At 74.9% G+C, this 3,215-nt stretch carries 2 protein-coding genes; one reads left to right on the forward strand and one right to left on the reverse strand.

Translation table 11 applies throughout. From position 1 onward, the window contains the following. Positions 1 to 92: 92 nt before the first annotated feature. Entirely contained in the window at positions 93 to 1,238 is a 1,146-nt protein-coding gene (locus FNQ90_RS17360) for a DUF5685 family protein (RefSeq protein ID WP_182607221.1), read from the reverse strand. 294 nt (positions 1,239 to 1,532) lie between these two features. Between FNQ90_RS17360 and FNQ90_RS17365 the strand changes: the two genes are divergently transcribed. Further along, complete coding sequence (locus FNQ90_RS17365) at positions 1,533 to 3,161, forward strand: ABC-F family ATP-binding cassette domain-containing protein (RefSeq protein WP_182607222.1); 1,629 nt, start codon at positions 1,533 to 1,535, stop codon at positions 3,159 to 3,161. Positions 3,162 to 3,215: the final 54 nt, after the last annotated feature.

Raw genomic sequence — 3,215 nt, forward strand, 5'->3', positions numbered from 1 at the left:
GCCCGGGCGGGCGCCCGGGGCGGAATGACTCCGGCGGTGCCGGTCGGGGGCACGGCCGTGGACGGGCGGGCGGCGGCCCGGTCCGGGGCGGATCAGCAGTCGCAACCGCAGCAGTCGCAGCAACCGTCACCCCTGCCGCACCCGCACCGGGGGCAGCCGGACTCGCAGCACCGGGTGCAACCGCAATCCCCGCAGTCGCAACAGTCGGCGTACCGGTGGCACAAGCCCTCCCTCTCCTCCTCCGTCCAGGGATCGGGATAGGTGCTCGCGCAGCACAGCCGGCAGGAACACAGCAGACCGGTCCACACCGCGCAGCCCGCGATCAGCCCCCGCCGCCGGGTCGGCGGAGGCGCTGCGTGCCGCCCCGACGGGGCGTGCGCGCAACCGGCGCCGAAGGTCCGCTCCACCGCGCGGCGCGACTCGTGGACCAGCAGCACGTGCGCCAACCGGTCGTCCACGAACCGCACCTCACGCAGCGCGAGCGCGATACCCCGCACCGCGTCGTCACACAGCCGCCGTGCCTCGGCGAGGTCCCGACCGGTGGCGAGGAGGGGGTTGAAGGCACCGCGGGCCGTGTCGGCCGGCAGGTCCTCCACCGCGTCCAGCAGATGGGCCAACCGGCCGAACAACCGCCCGGCCTCCGCCAGCGGCTCGACGTTCTCCGGACGTCCGGCCACCCGGGCGGTGTGCGCGAACGCGGCGCCGGTCGCGCACGCGGTCGGTTCGGTCACCGGGACCAACGTGTCGCCCGGCCGGATCGCCGCCTCGATCCCCGTCTGCCGGTCCACCGCGTCCACCAACACGGCGGTGTCGAAACCCACCCCACCGGCCGACCGGGCACCGGCCCGGTCCCACCCCGTCGCCATCCGACGGGCGGCCCGGGCGACCAGCGGACGGGAGAACGCCCCGTCCCCGTCGGCGACGTGGTCGCGGACCCTCGCCGCCCCGAGCACCAGCGAGACGGCCGCCGCCAACCGGGCCCCCTCACCCCGGGCCACGGGCGCGGTGCGCATCCCGCGCAGTGGACAGGGGCCGGCGGTGCGGCGCCGGCCCGCCACCGGGCCGGTTTGGGCGTCCACCAGCACCGACACCAGCAGCGCGTCGTGGTTGGTGAGCAACCGGGCGGCCTGACCGTGCTCGCCGCGCAGCGCCAGGCAGAGCCCGCACAGGTGCGCCGTCCACTCGGCCCGCAGCCCCGCCGTCAACCGATGGGCACACGGCCTGATGATCCCGAACACATCCCCGTCCCCCTCCGCTCCCCTCGGAGCGCCCGTGACGACCGGCGGCACGGTGATCGCGGCCGGTCGTGCGCATCCTGCCGGCCGCGGCGACCCGCTCCGCCGGTCGGGACCGATTCGGTACGGACGACGACGGAGCCGGGGCGGGGCGCCCCGGCGGACCGACCCGCGCCCGAACCGTCCCGGTCGATAACCGGTGGGAACGTGGGCCCGGCCGCACTACGCTGACCGGCGCCGCCGAAACACCGCGCGGCGCCGTCAAAGGACGACGCCGCCCCACCGAGGATCGTCACCATGGGCCATGTCGAGGCCGCTCACCTGGAATACCACCTGCCCGACGGACGCCCCCTGCTGGACGACGTGTCCTTCCGCGTCGGCGAGGGCTCCGCCGCCGCCCTCGTCGGACCGAACGGCGCCGGGAAGAGCACCCTGATGCGGCTGGTCGCCGGGGAGTTGACCCCGCACGCGGGAAAGGTGACCGTCAGCGGCGGGATCGGGGTGATGCCCCAGTTCATCGGCGCGGTCCGGGACGAGCGCACGGTGCGCGACCTGCTGGTCGCCGTCGCCCCGCCCCGCGTCCGGGAGGCCGCCCTGGAGGTGGACGCCGCCGAACTCGACATCATGGAGCGGGACGACCCCGACCAGGAGGCCGTCCAGATGCGGTACGCGCAGGCGCTGAGCGACTGGGCGGAGGCCCGCGGCTACGAGGCCGAGACCCTGTGGGACGTGTGCACCACCGCCGCCCTGGGCGTGCCATACGAGCGGGCCCGGTGGCGGGAGGTGCGCGGCCTGTCGGGCGGGGAGCAGAAGCGGCTGGTCCTGGAGGCCCTGCTGCGCGGCCCCGACGAGGTCCTGCTGTTGGACGAGCCCGACAACTACCTCGACGTGCCCGGCAAGGAGTGGCTGGAGGAACGGCTGCGGGAGACCCGCAAGACCGTGCTGTTCGTCTCCCACGACCGCGAGCTGCTCGCCCGCGCCGCCGAACGGATCATCAGCGTGGAGCCGAGCCCCGCGGGCGGGGACGTGTGGGTGCACGGCGGCGGTTTCGAGGGGTACCACCGCGCCCGGGAGGAGCGCTTCGAACGATTCGAGGAACTGCGCCGCCGCTGGGACGAGAAGCACGCACAGCTGAGAAAGCTCGTGGTGGACCTGCGCCAGTACGCCTCGCGCAGCGACGAGATGGCCTCCCGGTACCGGGCCGCCCGGACCCGACTGCGGAAGTTCGAGGAGGCCGGGCCGCCCCCGGAGCCCCCGCGCAAACAGAACATCACGATGCGGCTGCGCGGCGGACGCACCGGGATGCGGGCCATCACCTGCGAGGGCCTGGAGCTGACGGGGCTGATGAAACCGTTCGACGTGGAGGTCTTCCACGGCGAACGGGTGGCCGTCCTGGGCTCCAACGGCTCCGGCAAGTCACACTTCCTGCGGCTGCTCGCCGGCGGGGACGTCGCGCACACCGGGTCGTGGCGGCTCGGCGCGCGGGTCGTGCCCGGCCACTTCGCCCAGACGCACGCCCCCGAGGAGTTGGCCGGCCGGTCCCTGGTGGAGATCCTGTGGACCGACCACGCCCGGGACCGGGGCGCGGCGATGAGCGCCCTGCGCCGCTACGAACTGACCCGCCAGGCCGAACAGCCCTTCGACCGGCTCTCCGGCGGGCAGCAGGCCCGGTTCCGGATCCTGCAACTGGAGCTGGCCGGCAGCACGGCACTGCTGCTCGACGAGCCGACGGACAACCTGGACCTGGAGTCCGCCGAGGCTCTCCAGGAGGGCCTGGAGGCGTACGAGGGGACGGTGCTCGCCGTCACGCACGACCGCTGGTTCGCCCGCTCCTTCGACCGCTTCCTGGTCTTCGGCGCCGACGGCCGGGTCCGCGAGACCTCCGAACCGGTCTGGCACGAGTCACGCGTCCGCCGCGCCCGCTGACGGGGACGCCCGCCGGTCGGGGTCCGGGGCGGGACGCGGCAGGACGTGGCGGGA

Source organism: Streptomyces alkaliphilus (genome assembly GCF_014141535.1).
In the GTDB taxonomy this organism is placed as follows: Bacteria; Actinomycetota; Actinomycetes; order Streptomycetales; family Streptomycetaceae; genus Streptomyces; species Streptomyces alkaliphilus.